The organism is Streptomyces sp. bgisy100 (genome assembly GCF_057709105.1).
In genome coordinates, this window is record NZ_JBYITE010000004.1 from 81,630 (window position 1) to 106,019 (window position 24,390).

Annotated in this window: 18 protein-coding genes and 1 pseudogene; 6 read left to right on the forward strand and 13 right to left on the reverse strand. The window is 71.3% G+C overall.

The features are described 5' to 3' along the window. Positions 1–667: 667 nt before the first annotated feature. The 3 genes from AC3EQ1_RS04395 (at position 668) to AC3EQ1_RS04405 (ending at position 7,526) form a co-directional block, all read left to right on the forward strand. Positions 668–3,769 carry a non-ribosomal peptide synthetase gene (locus AC3EQ1_RS04395; RefSeq protein ID WP_432092903.1) on the forward strand — a complete coding sequence of 1,034 codons (3,102 nt, stop codon included), beginning with the start codon at positions 668–670 and terminating at the stop codon, positions 3,767–3,769. After that, a complete protein-coding gene (locus tag AC3EQ1_RS04400) occupies positions 3,766–6,615 on the forward strand; it encodes a beta-ketoacyl synthase N-terminal-like domain-containing protein (RefSeq protein WP_432092904.1) in 2,850 nt (949 codons plus the stop codon). The genes AC3EQ1_RS04395 and AC3EQ1_RS04400 overlap by 4 nt, the downstream gene beginning before the upstream one ends. 257 nt (positions 6,616–6,872) lie before the next feature. Then, positions 6,873–7,526, forward strand: a complete 654-nt coding sequence (locus AC3EQ1_RS04405) for a TetR/AcrR family transcriptional regulator (RefSeq protein ID WP_432092905.1) — start codon at positions 6,873–6,875, stop codon at positions 7,524–7,526. Between the two features lie 290 nt (positions 7,527–7,816). Here the strand turns inward: AC3EQ1_RS04405 and AC3EQ1_RS04410 are convergent, their stop codons facing one another. The 10 genes and pseudogenes from AC3EQ1_RS04410 to AC3EQ1_RS04455 form a co-directional block, all read right to left on the reverse strand. Further along, positions 7,817–8,419 carry a hypothetical protein gene (locus AC3EQ1_RS04410; RefSeq protein WP_432092906.1) on the reverse strand — a complete coding sequence of 201 codons (603 nt, stop codon included), beginning with the start codon at positions 8,417–8,419 and terminating at the stop codon, positions 7,817–7,819. Further along, positions 8,416–9,555 (reverse strand): ROK family glucokinase, encoded by a 1,140-nt coding sequence (locus AC3EQ1_RS04415; RefSeq protein WP_432092907.1) that lies wholly within the window; start codon positions 9,553–9,555, stop codon positions 8,416–8,418. The genes AC3EQ1_RS04410 and AC3EQ1_RS04415 overlap by 4 nt, the downstream gene beginning before the upstream one ends. Positions 9,556–9,722: 167 nt before the next feature. Further along, a complete protein-coding gene (locus AC3EQ1_RS04420) occupies positions 9,723–10,535 on the reverse strand; it encodes an ATP-binding cassette domain-containing protein (protein WP_432092908.1) in 813 nt (270 codons plus the stop codon). 62 nt (positions 10,536–10,597) lie between these two features. Beyond that, a complete protein-coding gene (locus tag AC3EQ1_RS04425) occupies positions 10,598–11,644 on the reverse strand; it encodes an ABC transporter permease (RefSeq protein WP_432092909.1) in 1,047 nt (348 codons plus the stop codon). Continuing rightward, a complete protein-coding gene (locus AC3EQ1_RS04430; RefSeq protein ID WP_432092910.1) occupies positions 11,641–12,651 on the reverse strand; it encodes a sugar ABC transporter substrate-binding protein in 1,011 nt (336 codons plus the stop codon). Before AC3EQ1_RS04430 ends, AC3EQ1_RS04425 begins: the two co-directional genes overlap by 4 nt. A gap of 991 nt (positions 12,652–13,642) precedes the next feature. Then, positions 13,643–14,362, reverse strand: coding sequence for a GntR family transcriptional regulator (locus AC3EQ1_RS04435; protein WP_432093034.1), 720 nt, complete (start codon positions 14,360–14,362; stop codon positions 13,643–13,645). Positions 14,363–14,768: 406 nt separating this feature from the next. Further along, the gene (locus AC3EQ1_RS04440) at positions 14,769–15,965 is read right to left on the reverse strand and encodes a cytochrome P450 family protein (RefSeq protein WP_432093035.1); all 1,197 of its coding nucleotides are present in this window, start codon (positions 15,963–15,965) and stop codon (positions 14,769–14,771) included. A 185-nt stretch (positions 15,966–16,150) separates the two neighbouring features. Then, positions 16,151–16,792 (reverse strand): bifunctional 4-hydroxy-2-oxoglutarate aldolase/2-dehydro-3-deoxy-phosphogluconate aldolase, encoded by a 642-nt coding sequence (locus AC3EQ1_RS04445; RefSeq protein WP_432092911.1) that lies wholly within the window; start codon positions 16,790–16,792, stop codon positions 16,151–16,153. 855 nt (positions 16,793–17,647) lie between these two features. Next, complete coding sequence (locus AC3EQ1_RS04450; protein ID WP_432093036.1) at positions 17,648–18,256, reverse strand: response regulator; 609 nt, start codon at positions 18,254–18,256, stop codon at positions 17,648–17,650. A gap of 368 nt (positions 18,257–18,624) precedes the next feature. After that, positions 18,625–19,931, reverse strand: a pseudogene (locus tag AC3EQ1_RS04455) (sensor histidine kinase). 179 nt (positions 19,932–20,110) lie between these two features. On the opposite strand from AC3EQ1_RS04455, the gene AC3EQ1_RS04460 reads away from it, so the two are divergent. Further along, positions 20,111–20,326 (forward strand): hypothetical protein, encoded by a 216-nt coding sequence (locus AC3EQ1_RS04460; protein ID WP_432092912.1) that lies wholly within the window; start codon positions 20,111–20,113, stop codon positions 20,324–20,326. Between the two features lie 187 nt (positions 20,327–20,513). Here the strand turns inward: AC3EQ1_RS04460 and AC3EQ1_RS04465 are convergent, their stop codons facing one another. Then, positions 20,514–20,981: a guanyl-specific ribonuclease gene (locus AC3EQ1_RS04465; RefSeq protein ID WP_432092913.1), complete on the reverse strand. Its 468-nt coding sequence runs from the start codon at positions 20,979–20,981 to the stop codon at positions 20,514–20,516. 426 nt (positions 20,982–21,407) lie between these two features. On the opposite strand from AC3EQ1_RS04465, the gene AC3EQ1_RS04470 reads away from it, so the two are divergent. Beyond that, positions 21,408–22,097: a formylglycine-generating enzyme family protein gene (locus tag AC3EQ1_RS04470; protein ID WP_432092914.1), complete on the forward strand. Its 690-nt coding sequence runs from the start codon at positions 21,408–21,410 to the stop codon at positions 22,095–22,097. A gap of 312 nt (positions 22,098–22,409) precedes the next feature. Here AC3EQ1_RS04470 and AC3EQ1_RS04475 read toward each other — a convergent pair whose 3' ends face one another. Next, a complete protein-coding gene (locus AC3EQ1_RS04475; RefSeq protein WP_432092915.1) occupies positions 22,410–23,129 on the reverse strand; it encodes a YqeB family protein in 720 nt (239 codons plus the stop codon). A 117-nt stretch (positions 23,130–23,246) separates the two neighbouring features. On the opposite strand from AC3EQ1_RS04475, the gene AC3EQ1_RS04480 reads away from it, so the two are divergent. Continuing rightward, positions 23,247–23,873: a TetR/AcrR family transcriptional regulator gene (locus AC3EQ1_RS04480; protein WP_432092916.1), complete on the forward strand. Its 627-nt coding sequence runs from the start codon at positions 23,247–23,249 to the stop codon at positions 23,871–23,873. Here the strand turns inward: AC3EQ1_RS04480 and AC3EQ1_RS04485 are convergent. Continuing rightward, positions 23,801–24,349 carry a helix-turn-helix domain-containing protein gene (locus AC3EQ1_RS04485; RefSeq protein WP_432092917.1) on the reverse strand — a complete coding sequence of 183 codons (549 nt, stop codon included), beginning with the start codon at positions 24,347–24,349 and terminating at the stop codon, positions 23,801–23,803. The two genes, AC3EQ1_RS04480 and AC3EQ1_RS04485, sit on opposite strands and share 73 nt — an antisense overlap. Positions 24,350–24,390 lie beyond the last annotated feature (41 nt).

Consider the following 24,390-nt stretch of genomic DNA (forward strand, 5'->3'; position numbering starts at 1 on the left):
GCCGGTCCCTCCGCCGCTCCGGAAAGACGCCGAGCGCACAGTGGGTTTAGCCGGGCGAACTCGCCTCTCGCCAAAGGAGTTTGCTTGACGGGCCGGGAAGGAGAGCTTACTGTGGGTCGAGTCGCACCGTTCCAGAAGCGCCCGGCCGCCACGGAGACTCCCCCGACCTGGGAGTTCACCGTTCCCTTGAAGTTCAAGACGGCGGGACTCGGCCACGGAACCTTTCACACGGAGCGACAACACGGCTGTACACGATTCGTATGTGCCGATTCGTTCTCAGCCGCCCGATCCGGACCGGCGCTCCGGAAAATCCATTTGAAGTACGTCCGCACAGGGCACCCGGATCGGTGCCAGTTAATTCCCGCGGCCGAAAAGCATTTAATGGGCGCCTTCGACAGACAGGAACGAAACAGGGGGAATTCGCATGCCCGAGGCCCGTTGTGCGCGGCAGTGCCCAGCTCCGTCCCGGGAGCCGCTGGACAGGCCGTAGGGCAACCGGGAGCCTCCGCACAGCGGGGCACTCGTCGCGCATCCGACGCAGGCGGGCTCCCGTCGGCTCTTCGCCGCTCGGCGTGACCTGCGGGCAGGCCGCAGCTCCGCCTCAACGGGCCGTTGGACCGGAGGTCGCTCCTCACGGCTCTGGAACATCCTTCATGGGGGACAACACATGCCTGAGCGCATCGGCAATTTGACAGTTGCACAGCAGAAGCTCTATTTGCAGGGGACGATCTTTCCTCAGGACACCTCGTACAACCTGGCGTACGCGTTCCGCATGACGGGTGACATCGACTCCGAGCGGCTGCGCCGGGCCGTCGAGTCGTTCCTCGACGCCAACGTCGCGTTCAACACCGTCTTCGTCGAGCGCGACGGGGAGGTCAAGGCCGTGTACGAGCCGGGCCACCACTACGAGGTCCCCCTCGTCCGCCACCCGGGGGACGCCACCGAACGTGTTCGTGAGCAGATGTCGAAGGCGTCCCGTCGTCACATCGCCCCCGACACATGGCCGCTGTACGAGTACCAGGTCGTCGAGGACGACCACGCTTCGTATCTGACGATCCTGATGTCGCACCTGCTCTGTGACGCCTTCGGCTTCTACAACCTCGGGCAGCAGATCGGGGCCCTCTACGCCGACCCGGCGGCACAGCCCGTGGGAGCCCCGTACAGCCCTCTGGACTTCCCCGATGACGCCGCGGCCTCCGAGGCGGCGAAGGACTTCTTCCGCTCGATGCTCGGCGGGCTCCCCGGCCTCGCGCTGGAACAGCTCGAGACCGACCGCAACGACGAGGGCGTTCTCGAGGGCTCCCATGTCCTGCTGCCGCTGGACCAGGACCTGAACAGCGCCATCGACAAGACCGTGGCGGAACTCGGGGTGCGCAAGTTCAGCTTCTTCCTGGGGATCCACATGCTGATGCTGAGCTGCCTCAGCGGAAGCCGGACCGTCACCACCGCGATCCCCCTGGCCAACCGCCGCAAGGACCCTCTTCAGCGCATCGCGTTCGGATACTTCGTCAACACGCTGCCGCTCGCCTGCGACCTCGACAGCTATGCCACGTTCGGCGAGCTGTGCCGGGACCTCGAGGGCCGCATGGGCTCGTTGATCGAGCACGAGGACTTCGACCTGACCGCCCATTCCGCCGAAGTCCTCCCCACTGGGCGCATGGGACTTCACACCCCCAGCAGCTCCTTCACCTACTACCGCGAGCAGCTCGCCTTCCGCATCGCGGACTGGACGGCCGAAAACCTTCAGCTGCACCGCCGCGACCTCGTCTCCCCGGTCGTCGCCCGGGTCGAGGACCTGGGGGACGCCTACGTCTACCACCTCGCCTACGCCGATGCCATGGCGCCGAGCGACCCGCAGGCCGTGTTGATGAGCCTGCTCCGTTCCGTGGCACTCGGCCACGACGTCGAGCTCTCCGAGGTCCGCGGCGTCGGTCCCGGCCACGCGCGAGCCATCGACTCCATGATCAACCGGCACGCCCGCTTCCCGACCGCCCCCTCGCTCCAGACGGTGTTCGAGGACCGGGCGGCGCAGTACCCTCACCGGATCGCGGTCGAGTACGGGACAGATCACCTCACCTACCGTGAACTCGACGAACGGGCCAACCGGATCGCCCGCCGGCTCCTCCTGACGGTCCGGGCCGGCCACGTCGCCGTCGCCCTCGACCGTGGCTGCGACCTGATTGCCGTGCTGTTGGCGGTTCTGAAGGCCGGCAAGACCTACGTCCCGCTGGATCCGGCTGCCCCGCACTCGCGGGTGCGGCACATCCTCGGCCAGTTCGAGGACCTGCCCGTGATCACCGGCCCGGGCATCTTCCGCGATCTCGACCACGACGGACGCATCCCCCTCGACGACCTCCTCACCGAGGCGTCCGGCCTCCCGGCCACCGCCCTGCCGGAACAGGACCTGCGACAGCACCCCGCCTACGTGATCTTCACTTCCGGATCCACGGGCAAGCCCAAGGGAGTGCAGGTCACCCACGCCAACGTCCTGCGCCTCTTCCTGGCAGGCGACGAGCACTTCCGGTTCACCGAGAACGACACATGGTGCCTGTTCCACTCCTACGCCTTCGACTTCGCGGTGTGGGAGATGTACGGGGCACTGCTCTACGGGGGACGTCTGGTCATCCCCACGGAGTCGGTGCGCAAGTCGCCGGAGCAGTTCGCGGAGTTCCTCGCCGACACCGCGGTGACGGTGCTCAACCAGACCCCGTCCGCCTTCCGGCAGCTCAGCCAGGTCCTCGGCCACCGGCACACGGACCGCATCCGCGTCCGCTACATCATCTTCGGCGGCGAGATGCTGCAGTTCCAGAGCCTCGACCGGTGGTTCGAGCTCTTCGGAGCCCGGGCCGAGCTGGTCAACATGTACGGCATCACGGAGACGACCGTGCATGTGACCCATCACCGGGTGACGCCGCAGGAAGTCGCCGAGCGCCGCCCGAGCACCATCGGCAGACCCCTGGCCGACCTCGCGATCCGGGTCGTCGATCAGCGGCTGGCTCCCGTGCCGGTCGGTGTCCCCGGTGAGATTCTGGTGTCGGGCGACGGCGTTTCCCTCGGCTACCTGGGGCAGCCGGAGCTCACCGACGAGAGATTCGTCGAACTGCCGGGTGAGCAGGGCCGCTTCTACCGTTCCGGAGACCTCGCCCGGGTACTGCCCGACGGCAATCTCGTCCATCTCGGGCGCATCGACCGGCAGGTCCAACTGCGCGGCTACCGCATCGAACTCGGTGAGGTGGAGACGGCGCTGCGCGGCATCGACGGCGTCGCGGACTGCGCCGTGCTCCTCGACGAACGGACTCCGGACCCGAAACTGGTCGCGTTCGTGGTACGGCCGCAGGGACGGAACGACCGGGACCTGCGCGCCCCCATGAAGGCACTGCTGCCGAGCTACATGCTGCCGTCACAGTACGTCCCCGTGCCGGTACTGCCGCTGACGCTCAACGGCAAGGTGGACATCGCAGCCCTGCCGTGGCCACAGCCCGAGGAGGACACCTCGCCGTCCCTCGCCGAGACGGACGGCAGCGCGACCCCCACGGCCGTCGCCGTCGCCCGGGTCTGGCGCGACGTACTCGGCTTCTCCGAATTCACCGCGGACGACCGCTTCTTCGATATCGGCGGTACCTCCGTGCAGGTGGCTCAGGTGTGCAAGCGCCTGCGCCGGGATGTGTCACCCGACCTCGAAATGATCGACCTGTTCGAGTACACGACGGTACGCGACCTGGCAGAGCACCTGGACACATTGACTCTCGCCGCCGGAGGTGCGGCATGACCAAGGAGTGCAGGAACACCATGACCCCCTCGTTCGCCGGTGCCGGCGATGCTCAGGAGCCCCTGGCCGTCGTCGGCATGGCCGTACGCCTGCCCGGCGCCCGCACCCTCGACGCGTTCTGGCAGAACCTGCTGGACGGCTCGTCGATGGTCACCGAGTTCACCGACGAAGAGCTGGCTTCCGCAGGGGTCAGCGAGCGGATGCGCGCCCACCCGAACCACGTGGCCCGTGGCGTGGTGCTCGAGGACATCGACCGTTTCGACGCCGATTTCTTCGACTTCACCCCTCAGGAAGCCCGGGTCACGGACCCGCAGCACCGCGTCTTCCTCGAGACGTGCTGGCGCGCGCTGGAGGACGCCGGGGTCTCGCCCAAGGCGTTCCCCGGAGCCATCGGCGTGTTCGCCTCGTCGACCATGAGCTCGTATCTCCTCCACAACATTCTCGGCAGCGACGAGGCGGCGGACACGGGCGATCTCAACTATCCCGTGCTGATCGGCAATGACAAGGACTTCCTGGCGTCCCGGGTCTCGTACAAGCTGGGACTCACCGGTCCCAGCATGACGGTCCAGTCGGCCTGTTCGAGTTCGCTGGTCGCCCTGCACCAGGCCGCCTCCTCCCTGCGGTCCCGGGAGAGCGATGTCGTGCTGGCCGGTGGTGTGAGCATCACGGTCCCGCAGCGCACCGGCCATCTGCACAAGGAAGGCGGCATCGGCTCGCCGGACGGACACTGCCGTCCGTTCGACGAGGCGGCTGCCGGCACGATCCGCGGGAACGGGGCCGGCGTGGTGGTCCTCAAACGGCTCTCGGACGCACTCCAGGACCGCGACCGGGTCTACGCGGTCCTCCGCGGGAGCGCGGTGAACAACGACGGTCCCGACAAGATCGGGTTCACCGCGCCCAGCGTCCGTGGGCAGGCGCGCGCCGTCTCCGCCGCCCTCACCGCGGCCGCGACGGACGCCGACGAGATCGGCTACGTCGAGGCGCACGGCACCGGGACCGCGGTCGGCGACCCCCTGGAGATCCGGGCGCTGTCCCAGGCCCACGACGCGACCAGGGAGTGCGCCCTGGGCAGCATCAAGGCCAACCTCGGGCACCTGGACGCTGCGGCAGGTGTCGTCGGCTTCATCAAGACCGCCCTGGTGCTGCACCACCAGGTGGTGCCACCGCAGATCAACTTCTCGGCCGTCAACCCCCACATCCCGCTGTCACGTTCCCGGTACGTCATCCACACCGAGGCCCATGTGCCGGCCGAGCCCATCACCGCGGCGGCCGTCAGCTCCTTCGGTATCGGTGGGACCAACGGGCACTGTGTCCTGGGAAGCCACACGCCGGAGACCCGCACGGAGCCACCGGCCCCCGGCACCTACGTCCTGGTGCTGTCGGCCAAGACCTCCGATGCCCTGGTCCGGCAGGCCGAGCAGTTGCGGGCCCACCTCGACACCTCCCGGCCACGCCTCGACGACCTGGCGTTCACGCTCGGCCTGGGCCGTGTGCACTGGCCGGAACGCCTGGCGGTGCAGGCCGGCTCGCTGGACGAGGCCCGCGCCGGGCTCGACGCCTTCCTCGACAGCGGCGCCCGCTCCGGGAACTCCTCCGCGCCCCACCCCTTCGTCACCGGCGCCAAGGCCGATCCCGAACTGCTGGGGGACCTCGGCGCGGCAAGGAAGATCTCCCTTCCGGCCTACCCCCTCGAGCCCACGAGCCACTGGATCGAGCCGGTCTCCCCCGGGCCCGCGACCGCGGCGCCCGAGCCGACGGCCACCCCGCCCGCCGAGGCGGCCGGGGACGGCGTCTTTCCCGAGTCGGAGCTGCAGGCGCAGGTCGTAGCAGCCCTGCAGAAGGTTCTGGGGGCCGACGACATCTCCCTGGACGACGACTTCTTCGACCTCGGCGGCGACTCGCTGGCCGCCGTCGACGCGGCGGGCATCCTCTTCGACACCTACCGCGTGGACATCGGGGTCGACACCTTCGCGGACCTGCGCACCCCCCGAGCGGTGAGCACCCATCTCGCACAGTTGCTCCAGGGGAACGGGACCTCTTCCCCCACGGTCCGGGTCCGCGACGGTGAGGGTGCCCACCTGTTCCTCATCTACCCGGCGGGCGGAACGAACTTCTGCTACTTCCGTCTCGCCGAGCATCTGAAGTTCGACGGGCCGCTCACCGCCTTCTCCTACCCTCAGGAGCTGGGCGACGGGCCGGTGACCATCCGCCGGCTCGCTGAGCTCTACATCCAGCACATGCGGGCCGTGCAGCCGTCCGGACCGTACCGGCTCGCCGGCTACTCGTTCGGCGGCAACCTCGCCGTCGAGGTCGCGCTGCAACTGCAGCGCGCCGGCGAGAAGGTATCGGGGCTCTACCTCTTCGACGCGCACCCGCCGGAGGCCTACGTCGGTGAGTCGCTCACCGAGGAGGAGTTCCTCGTCGCCCTCCCTCAGATGATCGCCTCCGTGATGCCGGAGGCCGGCATCGACCGGGACGCCCCTCCGCCGCGCACGATGAAGGAGGCCGTCGCGATGCTGACGACCCGCCCGGACTGGATCGCCTCCAACGAGGAGGAGTTCCTGCGGTTCGTGAACGTCTGGCGGCGCAACCACGAGGCGCTCAAGGGGTACTACCCGGACGGAAAGGTGGAAGGCCGGGTCGTGGTCTTCGACGCCCAGGAGCCGCACCCCGAGGAAGAGGTGGAGCTGTTGCGCATCAAGCTGCTCGGCAAGGAGTACTGGCGCGCGCACGTCGCCGGTGAGCTGGACATCGTTCCGGTCCCCGGCAACCACTACACCATGTTCACCGACGAGCAGCTCGTGCCGCACCTGACCGCGGCGTTCCAGGAGGAGCTGGAGCGGTAGCCGGAGTGACGCCGGCCGGGCGCCGTTCGTGACCGGCGGCTGGTGTTCCCTTCTGACGGAACACCAGCCGCCGGCGCGGACACGCAGGACCCGGTTCCCGCGCGCTCCGCCTCAGCGGGCCCCGAGGACGGGCCGGCACCCCCACATGAGGCTGACAGAACGAAGCGCATCGTTCTAACCTGATGAGACTCCGAGTCGTGGTGGTGTCCCCCAGCGAGCCCCGACTCGACTCTTCCGATCCCGAGGAACTGAGAAGCATGGGCCAGAAACGCACACTGACGCGGGTCGACAGCGCATCCGGTACGACGATGCGGGATTTGGAGGCTCGCAAGCGCATCCTGTCGGTCACCCACGAAATGCTCATCTCCCAGAGCTACATCAAGGTGACCATCGGCGGTGTGGCCACCAATGCAGGCGTCGGGAAGGCAACCATCTACCGCACCTGGCCGAACAAGCCCGCCCTCGTCCTCGACGTCCTGCGCGACCGGTTCCCCGAGGTTCCCACCGCCGATCTGGGCGACAGCAGGGCGGAGATGCTCGCCACGGCGAGAACCCTGGCCAAGCTGTTCGGCCTGCGGGAAGTACGAGCAGCGCTGCCCGGCCTCATCGCGGACACCACCGAAAGCCCCGGCCTCGAGGACACCCTGCGGGACAACCTCATAGGAGCGCGCAAAAAGCGATCGGCGGAGTGTCTCCACCGGGCCCTCGAACGCGGCGACCTGCCGGCCGGCACGGATGTGTCCATGGTCCTCGACTCCTGGGCGGGCCTGATGCTCTTCCGGTGCCTCTTCTTCGGCGACACGCTGGACGAAGCGGAGGTGGAACGCCTGGTCGACGCAACGCTCATGACACCCCCCAGGCTCCCCCACCCCCCGGCCGGCCCGATCGGTCCGGGCGACATCCTGCCGTAGCACCGCGCTTCCGGAACGGCCGGCGACGGCTGACGCGACGAGGCCGCCTCGTCCCGCGTTCCGGCCGGCCGGGGCTCGGTGTCGACGGTGGCGGCGCGGGCCGACCAGTGCGGAGCAACACCGGAAACCGCACCACGACGGCCCGGAAACGGTGTCCGCCACATCGAAGCGGCGGCCTGCGACGGGGGACGGGCCGGGCGCGGGGACGGCCGGGCTCGGGGACGGCCGGGGAAAGCCGGCTCAAGCGGTCCGGGCGTCATCCCGGCCGGCGTCCACCGTCCCGAACGGCGTCAGGGCGTCACGGTCGAGACCACGTACACCTTGGGGTGCGCCTTGTTGCGGAGGTCGACGGTGATGTCCTGCTGGGGCTGCGGCTGCGGCTGGTTGTGGTGGGTGCCGGCCCAGTCCTTCCCGGCGCCGAGGTTCCAGCCGACGGTCGCGGCGTCCTTGGTGCCGATGGTGACGCGGCCGCCCTTCAGCTCCTCGCGGCTGGAGCCGATGGTGCGCAGGAAGCGCTCCAGGCCGTCGTCGGACGTGACGAACTGCACGTACAGCTTGCTGACCTTCCACGAGTTGCTCTCGTAGAAGGCGACCTGGGCGGAGTACGGCTGGATCGGCACGTCGTAGATGCGGCGGGTGACCTTGGACGGCCAGCCCTTGGTGAGACCGGTGGCCGCCGCCTTGCCCTCCTTGTCCTTGCCGCTCTCCCGGCTCTGCTGGGCGGAGACCACGAGATAGCCCGCGGGAATGCCGACGAGCAGCACCACGATCAGCAGCGTGACGATCCGGCGGCGCAGGCTGGGGCCGGTGCCCAGCGGGGTCGCCCCGGCCGGGCTGTCGCCGCCGGCGGGCGGGGTCTGCCGGGGGACGGCGGGTCGCTCGGCGGAAGTCATCCTCGGCTCCCTCGTAGGCTCTGCGCATAGCGCTCGTAGCGTTCGTACCGCTCCACGCGGCGTCGGTTGGCGCGGCGGAAGCGGCGGGCGACCAGCCGGGCGAGGTCGGCGGCGCCGACGAGCCCCGCCTCGTTGCCGAGCTGCGCCTTCACGATCCGGGCCTCGGGGCGGTAGCCGCGGCCGGTGAGGTGGCGGCGGAAGGATTCCCGGGCCGGGCCGATGAGCAGGTCGTCCGCGGCGCTGACGCCGCCGCCGACCACGAAGCAGGACGGGTCGAGCGCGGCGGCGAGGTTGGCGATGCCGACGCCGAGCCACTGGCCGATGTCCTGGAGCAGCTCCACGCACATGGCGTCGCCCTGCCGGGCCAGGTCGGTGATGAGCGGGCCGGTGATGTCCCCGATGTGCCCGTCGACCTGCTCGATGATGTTGTAGGCGACCGGTGAGTCGGCGGCGGCGAGCTCGCGGGCCTCGCGGACCAGGGCGTTGCCGGAGCTGTACTGCTCCCAGCAGCCGCGGTTGCCGCAGGGGCAGCGGTGCCCGCCGGGGACGACCTGCATGTGGCCGAACTCGCCCGCGACGCCGTAGCGGCCCCGCTTGACCTTGCCGTCCTCCAGGATGGCACCGCCGATGCCGGTGCCGAGGGTGATCATGACGAGGTTGTCCTCGCCGCGTCCGGCGCCGAAGCGCCACTCGGCCCAGGCGGCGGTGTTGGCGTCGTTGTCCACCATCACCGGCACGGCGAGGCGGGCGGCGAGGGCGTCGCGCAGCGGCTCGTCGCGCCAGGAGAGGTGGGGGGCGAACAGCACCCGGGAGCGGTCGGCGTCGACCCAGCCGGCGGCGCCGATGCCCACCGCGTGGACGTCGTGCCGGTCGGAGAGGTCGAGGACCAGCTCGACGATGGTGTCCTCGACGACCTTGGGGCTCTTGGACTTGTCCGGGGTCTCGGTGCGCAGCTTCTCGAGGACGTTGCCGTCGGCGTCGACGACTCCGGCGGCCACCTTGGTGCCCCCGATGTCGATACCGACGGTCGGGACCCGCGGAGCGCTCAGGTGGGAGCGGCGCTCGCGCGTCCCGACGGTGCGGAGGACGGTGGCCCTGGCCGAGCCGCGGTGCGCGAGCTCGCGGTACGTGCTCATCTCGTCCCTTGGTTCGTGTGCGGTCGTTCGGTGCTGCTGGTGATTGTGCCAGGGGGCATGGGTCCGGGGCCTCCGGAGGGGAGGTCCCGGACCCGTGATCACACCGGGACGGACGCACACACATGAGGGGATGTGTCCGGCATGCTCCTTCCGTCGGCGTCGCCGGGTCAGGCCTGGTCGGCGGTGGCCGCGAGGTGGTCCGGGACGGGCGCCCGCTCCAGTTCGTGGCTGAGTTCCTCCAGCTCGGAGCCGCCTGCCATCTGGCGGGTGAGCTCATCCAGAGTGATCTTGTCCTTGGTGTGGCTGCCGGCCATCGCCCCCCGCTTGAGCAGCACGAAGCGGTCCCCGACGAGGTAGGCGTGGTGCGGGTTGTGGGTGATCAGCACCACTCCGAGACCGGCGTCACGGGCGGCCGCCACATACTTCAGGACGACGCCGGACTGCTTCACGCCGAGGGCGGCCGTGGGCTCGTCGAGCACCAGCACCTTGGCGCCGAAGTGCACGGCCCGGGCGATCGCCACGCACTGCCGCTCGCCGCCCGAGAGCGTGCCGATGGGCTGGTCGACGTCGCGCAGGTCGATGCCCATCCGGAGCAGGGCGCTGCGGGTGGTCTCGCGCATCGCCTGCACGTCGAGGCGGCGGAAGGGGCCCTTGCCCTTGGTGGGCTCGGAGCCGAGGAAGAAGTTCCGCCAGACCGGCATCAGGGGCACCACGGCCAGGTCCTGGTAGACGGTGGCGATGCCGCGGTCCAGGGCGTCCCGGGGCGAGGCGAGGGAGGTCGCCTCGCCGTCGACGGCCAGGGTGCCGGCGTCGTGCCGGTGCAGCCCCGCGATGATCTTGATCAGGGTCGACTTGCCGGCCCCGTTGTCGCCGAGGACGCAGGTGATCTCGCCGGCGTGGACCTCCAGCGAGACGTCCTGGAGGGCCTTGATGTTGCCGTAGAACTTGCTCACCTCGGTGAGCTCGACCAGGGCTGTCACCGTGCCTCCTCGCTCGGTGTCGTGCGTCGGGGCTGCCTCGCCGGCCTCGCTCGCTCGGGCGCTCACTTGGTGGCCTCCGCCCGCTTGCGGACCCAGGCGTTGAGCAGGGTGGCCAGGAGGAGCATGCCGCCGAGGAAGAACTTGAACCAGTCCGGGTTCCAGTTGGCGTAGACGATGCCCTTGTTGGTCATCCCGAAGATGAAGGCGCCGAAGGCCGAGCCGATGGCCGAGCCGTAGCCGCCGGTCATCAGACAGCCGCCGATGACGGCCGCGATGATGTACAGGAACTCGTTGCCGATGCCCTCGCCGGACTGCACCACGTCGTACGAGAAGAGCAGGTGCTGCCCGGAGATCCAGGCGCACAGGGCCACCGCCATGTACAGGCCGATCTTGGTGCGGCCGACCGGGACACCGACCGCGCGGGCGGCGGCGGCGCCACCGCCGGCGGCGAAGATCCAGTTGCCGACGCGGGTGCGCAGCAGGATCCAGGTGGCCACCGCGACCAGCGCGAACCACCAGAGGACGGTGACCTGCACGTCGACGTCGCCCACGGTCAGGTGGGAGGCGAAGACGGCCTTGGCGGAGGGGAAGCCCTCCATGTCACCGATCGTCTTGGTGGAGACGGTGCCGCTGATGAGTTTGGTGAAGCCCAGATTGAGGCCGATCAGCATCAGGAAGGTGCCGAGCGTGATGATGAAGCTGGGCAGTTTCGTCCGGACCAGCATGACGCCGTTGAAGAAGCCGATCGCCAGTGTGACCAGCAGGGACACCCCGACGCCGACCCAGACGTTGGCGGTCATCTGGTAGCTGAACATCGAGGAGATCAGCGCGGACGAGGTGACCATGACGCCGGTGGAGAGGTCGAACTCCCCGCCGATCATCAGCAGGGCCACCGGCACCGCCATGATCCCGAACGTGGACGAGGCGTAGAGGACGGTGCTCAGGCTGGGGGCCCGCAGAAAGCTCTCCGCGGCGACCGAGAAGAAGAGGAAGACCGCGACGGCGCCGACGACCGCGCCCAGCTCGGGCCGGCCCATCAGCCGGCGCAGCAGCGAGGTCTCCAGCAGCCGCTCGTCGGTGGTGGTGGGCGTGTTGACCAGGGCTGTCATCGGGTCCCCCGCTTCGTGTACCGCTCCAGGGCCGAGGCGTCCTTCTTGTGGATGATCTCCGGGCCGGTGAGGACCGGCTTTCCGCCGCCGAGGACGTCGGCGTTGTACTTCTTGAGCCAGAGCAGGTCCACGGCCTCGTAGCCCTGGAGATAGGGCTGCTGGTCGACGGCGAAGCCGAGGTCGTCGTCCTTGAGGGACTGGGCGACCTTGGCGTTGAGGTCGAAGGTGTCGATCTCGGCCTTGCTGCCGGCCTGCTCCTTGGCCTTGACGGCGGTGTCCGCGAACGGCGCGCCGAGGGTGACGACGGCGTCGACGTCCCGGTCGGCCTGGAGCTTCGCCTCGATGGAGGACTGGACCTCGGGCATGTTGGTGCCCTCGACGTAGAGGTTCTTCAGCTCGCCGTCGAAGGTCTTGCGGGCCCCGTCGCAGCGCTGTTCGTGACCCACGTTGCCCTGCTCGTGCAGCACGCAGAGGGCCTTCTTGCGGCCGCGCTTGTTGAGCTCCTCGCCGACCGCCTCACCGGCGATGGTCTCGTCCTGGCCTATGTGGGAGAGCGCGCCGAACTTCTTGGACTCGGCGGAGCCGGAGTTGACGGTCACCACGGGGATGCCGGCCTTCACGGCCTTGGTGACGACGTCCTTCATGGCATCCGGCTTGGCCAGGCTGACGATCAGGCCGTCCACCTTCTGGTCGATGGCCGCCTGGACGAGCTGGGCCTGCTGCTGCCCCTCCTTGTGGTGCGAGTAGAGGAACTTGATGTTGTCCTTGGCCGCCGCCTGCTGGGCACCGTTCTGCACGATGTCCCAGAAGGTGTCGCCGTCTCCCGAGTGGGTGACCATGGCGAAGGTCCAGCGGGGAGTGTTCACCGCCGCGCGCCCCTCGGTGGCCTGCGCCGCACGCTCCTCCGCGCGCTTGCCGCCCGTACTGCTGCACCCCACGAGGGTCGCGCCGAGCACCGCTGCCAGCACGGCACCTGTCGCGCGTACCCCTGTCCGAACCGTTGCCACGAAGACATGCCTCTCTCGCTGTGACCTGACTGTGTGAGCCGTGCCGGCTCCCCGACCGACGACCGTACGGCGGGACACTGCCGCGGGCCCTACCCGCCGGGCTCCGCGCCGCTCGTCGTCCTGCCTGTCGTCCTGTCCGTCGTCCTGCCTGTTGTGCTGCCCGATGTGCTGCTCGGCCTGCTGCTTGTGCTGTGGTGCGTGCTCCTCGGGGCGGCCGGACCGTGTGGATCCGGTCCCGGCCGCCCAAGTATCGGTCACCCCTGTTCGTGCCGGTTTCCTCGGGTGCCGCGGCGCCGGGTTCCCCGGGCGCGCATCCTCCGTGGTCCTGACGGCGGCGGGGGGAAACCGGGCACCGCGGACGGCCGCCGTCCGGACTCCGGGTCTGCGCGCCATGGTGGGTCCGCCTTCCCTCCTGAGCCGCCCGAGTGCGACTGGTGGAGTTCTAACGGCGTCCGCCACAGGCCGTCAATACTTTGTCCGAACATTCTTACGCGGGCGGGGTTCCTGGGTGGACAGAGGGGTGCGGGGCGGGAGAAATCGGGCTCGGGGGAGGCGGTGTGCTCGGGGGAGGCAGTGTGCTCGGGGGAGGCAGTGTGCTCGGGGGAGGCAGTGTGGCCTGGGGAGGCGGTGTGGCCTGGGGAGGCGGTGTGGCCGGGCGCCCCGGCCCTCGGGCCGAGGGTGGACGACCTCACGAGCACAGCGGCGGGCCGGGCTGGTGACACCGAGCCAGGGGGTGTTGGGGCGGGTGCTGTCGAGGCGGGCGGTGCCGGGGCGGGTGGCGCGGGGCTGAGTGGTGCCGGGGTGAGTGGCGCGGGGCCCGGCGACATCGAGCGGGTACGGCCGAGGCGCGTGACGCCCGGCCGAAGCGAGCGGCGCCCGGCCGAGTGGCACCGAGCCGGAAACGGCGCCGGGCAGGCCTCCGGGCCGCCTAAGGCGGATGAGCAGCCGGGCCGTCTCAGGGGCGGACGAGCAGCCGGGCCGCCTCACGGGCTCAGGGGCGGACGAGCAGCTGGAACTCGAAGGCGTAGCGGGAGGCGCGGTAGGTGTGCGAGCCGAACTCGACCGCCCGGCCGGTGTCGTCGAACGTCGTGCGCTCCATGGTGAGCAGCGGCGCCCCCTCCGGCTCCCCCAGCTGCTCGCCCTCGTCGGCGGTGGCCGCGCGCGCGCCGACCGCCTGCCGGGCACTGTGCAGGGTGATGCCCGCCTCCCGCATGAGGCGGTACAGGCCGGTCGACTCCAGGCGCACGGTGTCCAGGTCCAGCAGCCCGGCCGGAAGGTGGTTGCGCAGGTGGGCCATGGGTTCGCCGTGGGCCAGCCGCAGCCGCTCCACGAGGACCACCTCGGACCCCTCGGGCACCCCGAGGGCCGCGGCGACCTCGGCGCTCGCGGCTTCGGTGGTGTTCCGCAGCACGCGCGTGGCAGGGCGCTGACCGGCCGCCTCCAGGTCGTCGTAGAGGCTGCTCAGTTCGAGCGGGCGCTTGACCTGGCTGTGCACGACCTGAGTGCCGACGCCCCTGCGGCGCACCAGCAGGCCCTTGTCGACCAGCGACTGGATCGCCTGGCGGACGGTGGGCCGGGAGAGGCCGAGCCGACCGGCGAGCTCGATCTCATTGCCCAGCAGACTGCCCGGGGCGAGCCGGCCCTTCTCGATCGCCGCCTCGAGCTGCTGGGAGAGCTGGAAGTAGAGCGGGACCGGACTGCTGCGGTCCACGCTGAGCTGGAGAGACCCCGTCGGATCCGGCTGTTTCGCCACGGGGCGAGCGTAGTGGCCCGGACAGATGACGGGAAGTCGTGAAGTTCGATTGTCCGGACAAAAGGACAGGACTCCGGCGTCCAGGCCCCGTGCAGGCCCCTCCGGACCCCGGCGTGCGAGTACCCCACCCGCAGCCGTGACGGCCCCACAGCCGGTGGGCGTCACGGCCGGAGAACGGGGTTCCCGAACGGTCGGAGACCGGAGCCACGGCCGGCGAACAGGGTCCCCGAACAACCGGAGACCGGAGCCACGGCCGGAGATCGGCGCTTCCGGACGGCCCGGGAAACAGAGGTCCCGCGAACGGCCCGGGAACCGAGGTCCGGCAGCGGCCGGAGAACGAGGTTCCCGGGCGGCCGGCCCGCCGTCAGAACCGCACCGGCAGCCGGTGCGGCCCCCGGATCAGCAGCCCCTGCCGCCAGGTCAGCGCGGCCGGGTGGGCGTCCAGCTCCAGGCGCGGGCAGCGGTCCAGCAGCGAACGGATCGCGATGCGGGCCTCCAGCCGGGCCAGCGGCGCGCCCAGGCAGTAGTGGATGCCGTGGCCGAAGGCGACGTGCCCCCGTGCGTCGCGGCGGATGTCGAACCGCTCCGCGTCCGGGAACCGCGCCGGGTCGCGGTCGGCGTCGGCGAGGGCGACGAGGACGAGTTCGCCGCCGCCGGGGATCACGGTGCCGCCGATGTCCAGCGGTTCGGTGGTGAACCGGTACGTCGGGGTCTCGACCGGCCCGTCGTACCGCAGCATCTCCTCGACCGCGTTCTCCAGCAGCGAGTAGTCGGCCCGCAGCGCGGCCAGTTGGTCCGGGTGGCGGAGCAGCGCCAGCACGCCGTTGGAGATGAGGTTGACGGTGGTCTCGTGGCCGGCGACGAGCAGCAGCCAGACGGTGCCGAGCAGTTCGTCGGGCGAGAGCCGGTCGCCGTTCTCGTCGGTGGTGCGGATCAGCGCGCTCAGCAGGTCGTCACCGGGCTGCGCGCGCTTCCGCTCCAGCAGGTCGGTGAGGTAGTGGAAGGCCTGCGTCGCGGCCTCCTCGCTGCGGGCGCGGTCGGTGGAGGACAGCGCGTCGTTGGAGAAGCGGCGGAACTCCTCGCGGTCCAGGAAGGGCACCCCGAGCAGCTCGCAGATGACGGAGATCGGCAGGGGGAAGGAGAGTGAGTCGACCAGGTCGGCGCGGCCGGACGGCTCGGCCAGCATCGCGTCCAGCAGGCCGTCGGTGATCCGCTGGACGCCCGGCGCCAGCGCCTCGACCCGCCGTGGCGTGAACTCCTTGGCGACCAGCTTCCGCAGCCGGGTGTGCACGGGCGCGTCGGAGTTGAGCATGTGGGCGCCGGTGGGGAAGCGGGAGAAGTTCAGGGCCTGCGAGGCGTTCGTCCAGTGCTTGGAGAGTCTGGCGTCGGCCAGTGCCGCACGGCTCTCCGCATAGCCGACGACCAGCCAGGCGTCGGCGCCCTCGGGCATCCGGATCCGGTGCACGGGGCCGCGGGACCGCAGTTCGGCGTAGACCGGATACGGGTCCCGGGTGAAGTCCTCACCGAGCGCGGCGAGATCGACCGGAGCGTCCGTCGTCACGTTCTCCCCCTTCTTCTCCGTCAACTGATCACCACGCTAGGTGTCGAGTTCACCGGGCGGGGGGTCGTAATCCGGCCGATCCCCCACGCGCCGGGGGCACCGGGGAACGCGACCGCCGCGACAGGCTTCCGCAAGCGACCGGCTTCCGCAGCGACCGGCTCAGCGGCGGCCGAACGCGGTGCGGTCTACTCCGCGTCGGGGTACGGAGCAGCGTCGGCCAGGCGGGCCAGCAGGTCGGCCGCGCGCTTGGCGACCGCCGTCCGGTCTCCCTCGGACAGCGCGGACCCCAGCCCGCAGGCCGCCGCTCCCGCCGCGATCCACTCGGGTGCGCTCTCCACGCTCACCCCACCGGTGGGGAGCAGCGGTGCCTGCGGGAGTTCGGCCCGGACGTCCCGCAGCCAGCGGGGATCGCGCCCGGAGGCCGGGAACAGGTTGAGGGCGTCGGCACCCAGCTCCAGGGCGCGCATCATCTCGGACGGACTTGCGACACCGGGGAAGACCGGGATGCCGTACCGGTGGCCGGTGCGGATGACCTCCTCGTCCAGCCCCGGGGACACCAGGAACCGGGCACCGGCGTCGATGGCCATGCGGGCGGTCTGGGCGTCGAGGACCGTGCCCGCCCCGATCAGCGCGTCGTCGCCGACCTCCCGGGTGAGCGTGGTGACGACCTCCAGCGCGAAGGGCGTGTTGAGCGATATCTCCAGGCTGCTGATGCCGCCGGAGATGAGGGTGTCGGCGGTGGCGGCCGCCTGGTCGTAGCTCTCGGTCCGGACGATGGCGAAGACGCGCTGCGCCAGGGCGGCGCGGGTGATCTCCCAGCGGTACACGGCAGTCAGCCGCCTTTCTCGGTCGTGCGACGCACACGGTGGTGACGCTCACGGGTGGTGACAGACGGGTGGTGATGCAGACGGTGGTGATACAGGCGGTGGTGATGCAGACGGTGGCGATACAGACGGGTGGTACGGAGCCGGCCGGCGGTTCAGCGTCGGAGCGGGCGGCGGGCCCGGCGGGGAGCGCACGGGCGCCTGCGCGCAGCGGCGGACCTGGTGCGGGCGGGCCGGCCGGCGGCCCTGAACGGACCTTCCGCTTCCGGCCCGCTCGGCAGGGCGGAGCCGGCGTGCGGCAGATGGCTGATTGTCACCCTTGCCTCCCCCTGCCCGCCGTACGTCGCTTCTGACCGGAACCGTACCGGGCGGCGCCGACATGCCCTGCGCCGGGGCGGCAAGTTGGCACATGGGGCAGTACGGGGGACGTGCCGGGTGCGGCCGGGAAACGGTGAGCCTGCCCGAGGGTGCCGGGAAGGGGGCGCACGTCCGGCGCCGCCGACCGCCGTTGGCCGTCCCGGGTCGACCGGGCTCCACGTGGCCGTCCGGGGGCGGCGGGAGGCGACCGGAAGGCCTCCGGTTCGGCAGTCGCCCGGCCCGGACAGTGGCGAGACTCGGCTGTGAACAAGCTCGGCAGGGGACGGGGTGGGAGGTGGACGGGGTGGGAGGTGGACGGGCCGCTTGGTAGGTGAACAAGCTCGGCAGGGCCGGATGGGAAGCGGCCGGGCTGGTAGGTGGACGGGCTGGTAGGTGGTCAAGCGCGGCAGGGGACGGGGTGGGAGGCGGACCAGCTCGGCAATGGACGGGCGGGGAGGTGGACCAGCTTGGGTGGCGCCCGTGCTCGGCGGCCCGCCCGGTTCAGCCTTCGCCGTCCAGGAGCCCCGCGTCATGGGCCACCAGGGCGATCTGCACCCGGTTGTTGAGGTCGAGTTTGGTCAGGGTGCGGGACACATGGGCCTTGACGGTCGCCACGCCCATGTGGAGTCCGGCCGCGATCTCGGCGTTCGACCGGCCCTGCCCGACCGCGAGGGCCACCTCGCGCTCCCGGTCGTTCAGCCGGTCGAGCAGCTCGCGGGCCCGCGTACGGCGGCCGTCCCGGCCCGAGCCGGCCACGTGCGAGATCAGTTGCTGGGTCACCGCGGGCGACAGCACCGGCTCCCCCGCGGCCACCCGCCGTACGGCCGCCACGATCTCGGCCGGCGGGGTGTCCTTGAGCAGGAACCCGGCGGCCCCGGCCCGCAGTGCGCGCAGGACCTGTTCATCCGCGTGGAACGTCGTCAGCACCACCACCTCCGGCCCCTGTCCGGACCCACGCAGCGCCTCGGTCGCGGCCAGGCCGTCCACGGTCGGCATCCGGATGTCCATCAGCACGACGTCCGGTGCGAACCGGCGGACGAGCGACTGGACTTCGCTGCCGTCGGCGGCCTCCCCCACGATGTCGAGGTCGGGCACTCCGCCCAGCATCATCCGCAGCCCGGCGCGGACGAGCGCGTCGTCGTCGACGAGGAGCACCCGGATCGGTGCACCGGCGGGAGCGGGGCCGTCGGGCGACGCGACGGGCCCTCGGGCCGGGCCGGACCGGTCGCCTCCGGTGCCGTTGCGGGCCCGCCGGTCCTGGGCCGCCCCGGCCAGGGCGGACCCGTCCTGGACAGGTCTGTCCTGGGCAAGCCTGTCCTGGGCAAGCCTCTGTGCGGGGCCCGATAACGGTCCCGCTGCCGGAACGTCCGGGGAGCCGGCGGTCCGGTTCCCGGTGCCGGCACGGGCACCCGTACCGGCCCCGGGACGCGCACCGGCTCCGGCACGCGCACCGGCTCCGGACTCTGCTGCGGAAGGGTTCATACGGGCCACGGTAACCAGGCGTGAAGGCGGAAGTGACCTGTAGCCACCGGGCCGTGTTCGAGCCGCCCCCGGCCAGGGACGCCCGCTCCACCAGGCCGATGAGCCCCTGCCCCGCCCCGGGGATCGCCGCCGGGCCGTCCCCGCCGGTGTGCAGCGGATTGTGTATCTCGATGACGAGGCCCCTGCCCGGAGCCCCGTCCAGCGTCACCGTTGCCTCGGCACCCGGGGCGTGCTTGCGGACGTTGGTCAGCCCCTCCTGGGCGATCCGGTAGGCCGTGCGGCCCATGCCGTCCGGCACGGTGCCGGTGTCCCGGATCCGGTCGACCACCGTCACCCGGAGTCCGGCCTGCCGGGACTCCCCGAGCAGGCGCGGGATTTGGCCGAGGCCGGGCTGCGGCCGTTCATCCTCTCCGGTGACCTGCTTCACCACCGCGGTCCGAGGCACCGCCCCGCCGCCCGGGCCGGGTGACGCTCCGCCGACGGGCGCCCGCAGCACCCCGATCACCTCGCGCAGGTCCTGGAGAGCTTGGTGCGCGCTGCTGCGGATGACCCCCGCCGCGCGGGCCACCTCCGCGGGCGGTGCGTCGGGGCGGAACTCCAGAGCGCCCGCGTGCACGCTCAGCAACGACAGCCGGTGGGCGAGGACATCGTGCATCTCCCGGGCCATCGCCTCCCGCGCCAGCCGCTGCGCCTTCTCGGCGCGCAGCGCGGCCTCGCTCTCGGCCCGCCGGGCCCGTTCCCGCAGCGAGAGGACGAGTTGCCGGCGCGATCGGACGAACATCCCCCAGCCGATCACCGCGAACAGCACCACCGCACTGGTCACGGTGGATACGCCGAAGGCGAGTTCGGGATCGGGGCGCACCAGTGCGCCGACGGGCACCGAGACCAGGGCCGGCACGCCGATGGCGGCGACGGTCCGGAAAGGCCGGTGCACGGCGACGGTGAACAGCGCGACCAGTGCCGGCCCCGCGGCGCAGGGGGTGACCGCGGCCAGGGGCACCAGCACGGCGGCGAGCCAGGCCGGATTCCCTCTGCGCAGCCAGAGCGCGGCGCAGGACAGCAGCCCCAGGACCAGATCGGCGACCAGCACGCCGTCCGGGACCCCGGGGTCGTCGCTCAGGTCGTCGAACACCAGGAGCCCGAAGGCCACCACGGTGAAACAGCAGACGACGTCGACGGCCCAGTCACGGACGGTCCGGCGGCCGCGGTCCGCCTCCGGCTCGGCGCCGGCCACGGCGGACGGCAGCAGCCACGGGTAGTCATGCGCCCTCTTCACTGTCGTCCCCCTCTCCTGTCCGCCCATGAACGGCAATCTACTGTCGCCCTTCCCGCCGTTTCCGGCCCTCGGCGGAGGTTGCGACCAAAGACTGCGGGACCATCGACTTTCGTCACGGCCAGCCGGGGGCGGATGCCTCCTCCGGCGATCGGAACGCCGACTCACGGCCGATGTGGGGGCGTTGGGCGCCGGGAGAGCATCGCCGCATGAAGAAGGTGCTCGAAGCAGTGGGGTTCACCCTGGCGCTCTGGGGTGTCGTCGGACTCGTCCACGCCTGGACCGGGTGGTTCGCTCCGCCGGGTGTCGTGCGCGCGCTGGAGTTCTTCGACGGGTACGAGGTCCACGCCGAGGTCGCCCTGATCGTGCTGGGCGGGGTGGTGATGGTGACCGCGGACCGCATCGCGGCCCGAATACCGAGATGAGTGCGGGGGCGGGGGTGACTCCCGGCCGCCCTGTCTTCCCTGCCCTGGTTTGGGCAGGCCTGGCCAGGCCAGGGCAGGCGAGGCGAGGCGAGGCCACAACGTACGGGAGCCGTACGCCCCGTGGGGAGGGCGCACGGCTCCCGGTCAAACCGTGCTCAGCGGCCGGGGCCGCTCAGCAGTCGACGACTCAGCAGTCGAACTTCACCTTGTCGAACGAGCTGTAGTGGTCGGCGGTGTAGTAGTCCTCCTGCTTGGCCTCACCGGTGACGATGCGCCGGGCACCGCGGTCGGGGGAGCCGGGGGTCTCCACCGTGTACTCGTGGTAGTAGTCGCCGCCCTGGGCGGGCAGTTCACCCTCCCGGTTGGAGAAGACGGTGCCGTCCTTCGGGTACGGGAACGGGCCGCCCTTGTCGATGAGCTTCAGGGTGGTGTGGGCCTCGTCGGGCAGCTTCGAGTAACAGATGTCGCCGACCTCCTGCGCCCCGAGTTCCTTCGCGGAGACCGCGGAGGCGACGTGGGCCGGGGCGACGGAGTGCGTGGCCGTCGTGCCGGGCGTGGCGGAGGCCGAGGCCACAACGGCCGGGCCACCGATGAAGAGGGTCGAGGCGAGGGCGCCGAGGGCGCCGATCCTGACAATACGTGGGGGGATTCGCATACCTCAGGATGACGCGCGTAGAGGATGTCATGTCAACGCCAAGTGAGGGAAGTTTTCGGGGAGTTCACAGAATGGGGACAGTTGGAGAGCCCTTGTGAACATCCGTTTACCACGGCGAAACACCGGCCGCAGTCCGAGCCGATCAGCGCGACGCCCGGGTGGGCCGGTCCCGAACAGCACCGGCTCCGGCCGGAGCCCGGTCCCCAACAGCGCCTCATCCGGCATTGCATCCGGACCCGAACAGCGCCCATCCGGCATGCGCCCGGTCCCCAACAGCACCCAATCCGGCACGCGTCCGGCCCGAACAGCGCCATGCCCGGCACGCGTCCGGCCCCGATCAGCACCACGTCCTCGTGCGTCCACCCCCACGACGTCGTCCCCGACACCTGATCATCGGCGGACGGCTGCCGATAGGATCACCTCCCCATGGACACGGGTACCGGAAGTGACATGATCTCCGTCCCGCCGGGGCGGGTGACGCTGTCGGACCGGCGGACGCAGCGCAGTTGGCCCGTCGAGGTCGCGCCCTGCCTGCTGGGGGCCGTCCCGGTCACCCGGGCGCGCTACACCGGCATCAGCAGCGGGTCGGCGGACGCCGGCGAGGCGGACGGGCCGCCGGTCGAGGGAGTGTCCTGGGAGGACGCGGTCAGGTTCTGCAACGCCCTGTCCCAGCAAGAGGGGTTCACCCCCGCCTACCACCTACCCGCCGACGACGGAGACGTCGTCTGGAACCGGGCCGCCGACGGCTACCGGCTGCCGACCGAGGCCGAGTGGGAGCACGCCTGCCGCGCCGGGACGGCCGGACCGCGCTACGGCCCGCTCGACGACATCGCCTGGTACCGCGGCACCTCGGACGGACGGATCCGCGACGTCCGCGGCAAGCGGCCCAACCCGTGGGGCCTGTACGACATGCTCGGCAACGTCTGGGAGTGGTGCTGGGACCTCTACGACGCCGAGGTCTACGGCAGCTACCGGGTGCTGCGCGGCGGCGGCTGGTTCGACGAGCAGTGGAGCTGCCGGGCCTCCGTGCGCCGCCGCAGCCACCCGACGTTCCGCGTCGACGACGTCGGTTTCCGCGTCGCGCGGTCCCTCGGGGCCGGTCCACTCACCGTGTAGCGGCCCCTTGGGACCGGTCCGCGGCCCGTGTAACGGTCCCGGGACCGGCCCGCTCACCGTGCAGCTGTCCCCGGGCGCCGACCCACTCACCGTGCAGCGGCCCCTCGGGACCGGTCCGCGGCCCGTGTAACGGTCCCGGGACCGGCCCGCTCACCGTGCAACTGTCCCCCGGCGCCGACCCACTCACCGTGCAGCGGCCCCTCGGGACCGGTCCGCGGCCCCGTGCAGCGGTCCCCCGGGGCCGGTCCGCGCCTCGCGTGACGGCGGGCAGCGCACCGGCCCCGCCCGGAGCCCACGGGCGGCACCGGGCCGTCAGCCGGCGGCCCGGCCCGCCTCGCGGACGGTCCTCCAGTACTGACGGCGCTTCTCGTCCCGCACCACGACGCCGAGCCGGGCCAGTTCCTCACGGAGCTCCCGGACGTCGTCGTCGGAGGAGCCGTTCTTATCCAGGCTCTTCTGACGGGCCGTGAGGAGGGCGTTCGCCCCCTCCGGGAGTCCGGGCGTGTCCGGGACCCAGCGGCGGAACTCGGCCCGGTGCGGATCCGCGTCCACCCACCCGTAGTCGTGCCCGGTGAAGGCGGCGGCGACCCGGCCTCCGTCCAGATCGCACTCCTGCCGGGTGAGTTCGCCGCCCTCGTGACCGAGCAGCACGAGCTGCTTGCCGTCCCGGAACACCGCGGCGACGGCGTCGCGCGGAAACGTCTGATCACGCCCCTTGCGGGTGAGCACGACGCACTCGTCCGACAGCCGGATCACCAACTGCTCGTGCTGGGCGATCAGTCCGAGGGCGAGCCCCGCCACCGCCCCCACGGCGGACGGCACCGCAACGGGGACGGAGCCCACGAGCCGGACCGGCCCCTGCATCGGCACCCAGGGCAACGTCAGTAGCCAGTCGGCCAAGAGGCCGACGAGCCATCCGACGCCCGCCCCCGCGAGCGCCAGACCGGCACAGAGCAGTACGCTGCGCCAACCGGGCGCGCCGAGCACGGTGATCCGTCCGCCCTGCGGGTCCCTCTCGGGCTTTCTGCGCATGACCATGTTCCCCCCTCATCGTCACTGTTCCCCGAATCATAGACCGAGCGCTCGGTCTATGATTGACGATCGATCGATGGCCGCAAGGCGCCGGGAAGCAACCGAAGGAAGCCGCGCATGAGGACAGTCGACCCGGCCAGACACCGCGCACGACGCCGGCAGATCGTCGACGCCGCCACCGGTCTCTTCGCCGCCAAGGGCTTCGAGCGCACCACCACGGCGGAGATCTGCCGGGCCGCCGGCATGAGTGCGGGCAACGTCTTCCACTACTTCCCCACCAAACGCGCGATCTTCCACGCCGTCTTCGAGGACGACGAGCGGGACGGGGTGATCAAGGCCGAGCGGCTCGCCGCCGCCCGCGCGGCCGACGACCCGTGGACCGCGCTCCTCGACACCGTGGACCTGCTCGCCGCCCCGGCCACGGAGCCGCTGGTCCCCGCCCTCGTCATGGAGGCGCTGATCCAGGCGCACCGGGACCCCGAGCTCGAAGCGCTGCTGAGCAGGGACAACGACGAGGAGCGGCGCACCGTCACCGCCCTGCTGCGGAACGCCGCCGCGGCCGGGCTGACCGACCCCGGCCTGGACCCGGACGACACGGCGGCATGGGTCATGGCACTCATTGCCGCCCTCTACACCAGCGCCGCCACCGACCCGTCGTTCCGCCCGGCCGATCAGCTCCCCACCCTGCGGCTGATCATCCAGCGCTTTCTGCGGCCCGGCGGCGCTCCGGAGCGGGAGCGCTGAACCACCGCTCCCGGGGCGGCAGGGCGGAAGGCGGGGCCGGTGGAACCGATCGGCTCACCGGACGCCGTTCCCGCCGCCCGGTGACGCTCGCCCGACGTCTCCGTCGTCACCCGGCGCCCCCGGCCGGAGAGTTCACTCCGCCCGGTCCGCGAGGCGGGGCGGAGGGTGAGCGCGGCGCTGCAGAGCTGCACGCCCCGCGTCGTGCGCGGGTCGACACCGGTCAGTTCGAGGGCCCGGGTCAGCCGGTTGTCGACGGTGTCGGGGTGCACGCCGAGGCTCTCGGCGGTGCGCCGCCGGTCCGAGTCACCGTCGAGGAACGCCCGCACCGTGTCCGTCGGACCCGGGTGGCCGTCCAGAGCTTCGAGGAGGGCGGTGAGCGCCGCCGCGCTGCGGGGGCAGCGACTGGGCTGTTCACCCCGGGCAGCGGTAACGCGTCGTCGTAGCGCCGATGGCCGTCGACGACAGTTGACGGCCACTGACGGCCGCCGGCTCCCCCGGCGGGTCCCCGGCGTCCGGA